The organism is Thalassospira sp. UBA1131 (assembly GCF_002311515.1).
Lineage (GTDB): Bacteria > Pseudomonadota > Alphaproteobacteria > Rhodospirillales > Thalassospiraceae > Thalassospira.
The window spans coordinates 1-1867 of sequence record NZ_DCAO01000064.1 but is presented as its reverse complement, the minus strand read 5'-3'; the positions used below and the strand labels follow the sequence as shown (position 1 = coordinate 1867).

3 protein-coding genes are annotated in these 1867 nt (G+C 57.2%); 2 read left to right on the top strand and 1 reads right to left on the bottom strand.

Translation table 11 applies throughout. The features are described from left to right. Window positions 1–363 (top strand): RidA family protein (locus B3Z49_RS09630; protein ID WP_296990376.1); only part of this gene is annotated, 363 nt, incomplete at its 5' end. Between the two features lie 65 nt (window positions 364–428). Here B3Z49_RS09630 and B3Z49_RS09625 read toward each other — a convergent pair. Then, on the bottom strand, window positions 429–1283 hold the full coding sequence (locus B3Z49_RS09625) for a LysR family transcriptional regulator (RefSeq protein WP_296990374.1): 855 nt from the start codon (window positions 1281–1283) through the stop codon (window positions 429–431). Between the two features lie 152 nt (window positions 1284–1435). On the opposite strand from B3Z49_RS09625, the gene B3Z49_RS09620 reads away from it, so the two are divergent. Further along, window positions 1436–1867: LysE family translocator (locus tag B3Z49_RS09620; RefSeq protein WP_296990373.1), on the top strand; the 432-nt coding region annotated here is incomplete at its 3' end.

Genomic DNA, 1867 nt, shown 5'->3' with positions numbered 1-1867 from the left:
CTGGTTCATATTTCCGGTCAGATCACCATGGAAAATGGCGAGTTGAAATTTATCGGCAAACTCGGTGCCGACTATGACGTCGAAACCGGTCAGAAGGCCGCCCGCCTTTGCGCGCTCAACCTTGTTGCGCAACTCAAGGCCGCCATCGGCGATCTTGATAAGGTCACCCGCGTTGTCAAACTGAACGCGTTTGTCAATTCCGCCCCCGACTTCACCGATCAGCCCAAAGTCGTCAATGGCGCATCCGACACCATGGTGGAAATCTTTGGCGATGCTGGCAAGCACGCGCGATCCGCTGTTGGCGTTGCCGCCCTGCCGCTTGGTGTTGCGGTTGAAATTGATGGCATTTTCGAAATCGCCTGATCTTTACATCAGCCGCCTGAATGCAACACCGATCAGCATCGCTGGTCGGTGTTTTCTTTTGGGCGTTACATCTGATGAAAATGGGTGCGCACCATCTCGGCAAACACATCGCGCACTTCATTATGTGCACCTGCCTTTTCCATCAGGCTGATCGCGAATTTCGGTAATTCCGGCAACGCGTCATCTCGGCCCAGTGCTTCAAGATCATCGGGGATCGTGCCGACCAGAAACGCCGTGATCGACAAATCCGATCGCACCGTTGCCGCCGTTGCTTCGATATTGCCGCTTTCAAACACGCTGCGCCAGGCAATCCCCGCCTGATCCAGCGCATCAATCACCGCCGGCCGAAACGCACATTCACGACTTACCAGCGATACCGGCAGCGGGCGCTTTGTCTGTGCCTTGCCTGATTTCGCCCCGACCCAGACCAGCGGCGCAATTTTCAGGAAATCACCCGTCATCTGCCCGACCGGCTCCTCAACCAGGGCAATATCAATCTCGCCACTATTGACCATGCTCCGCAATTCTTGAGAGCTGTGACACCGCAGCGAAAGCTCGATCCCCGGATAGTGATCGCAAAATTTGCGAAGCGGCGTGCGCATAAACGTGCCGACAAGATCATAAGGAATGCCAACGGTAAGCTTGCCGACATGGCCCGCCCCGGTCATGTCCTGCCAGATCTCGTCATTGAGCAAAAGCATCCTTTGCGCCTTGCGCAGCAGTTGCTCCCCATTCTGGGTCAGGCGCAATCCCTTGCGCGCGCGTTCAAACAACCCGCACCCGAATGCGGTTTCAAGTCGCTTGATCTGCTGGCTGACCGCCCCTTGCGTCAGGTTAAGCACCTCTGCCGCACCGGTCATGCTGCCGGTTTCCGCCACGGTCACAAAGGCGCGCAACACCGCAATATCAAGGTTTCGCATGATATCCTCACCGATCCGGCCACAACATGGTCAACGCCAACAGCATTAACAAACGTAATGCTATCCATAATGAACATTCGCTTTCCTGATGCAAAGAATTGTTTTCTGATGTCCCCTGCCGCCCGGGCAACGCGCCACCACAGGACGATAGAATGATCGAAACACTGCTGCCCGTTTTATCCTTTACCCTGGCTGCGGCCCTGTCGCCCGGCGGGGCCACGACGCTTGCCACCGCATCGGGTGCGCAGTTCGGCTTTCGCCGTTCCGTGCCGTTCATCATGGGCATTTCAATCGGCATGCTGACACTGGCAGCCGCCGGCGCGCTTGGGCTGGCAAATTTGCTGCGTGCCTTTCCGGCGATTGAGCTCATCACCAAACTGATTGGCACCAGCTATCTGGTGTGGTTGGCCGTCAAAATCGCCATGGCCCCGCCACCACCCACCTCGACGATTGCGCGCAACCTTGATCAGGCCCCCCCGACAGACAGCAAACCCATCCCGTTTCTTGGCGCCTTTGGCCTGCTGTGGCTGAACCCGAAAGGCTGGGCTGTCACCATCGGGGCGGCGGCATCCTTTTCTGCCATC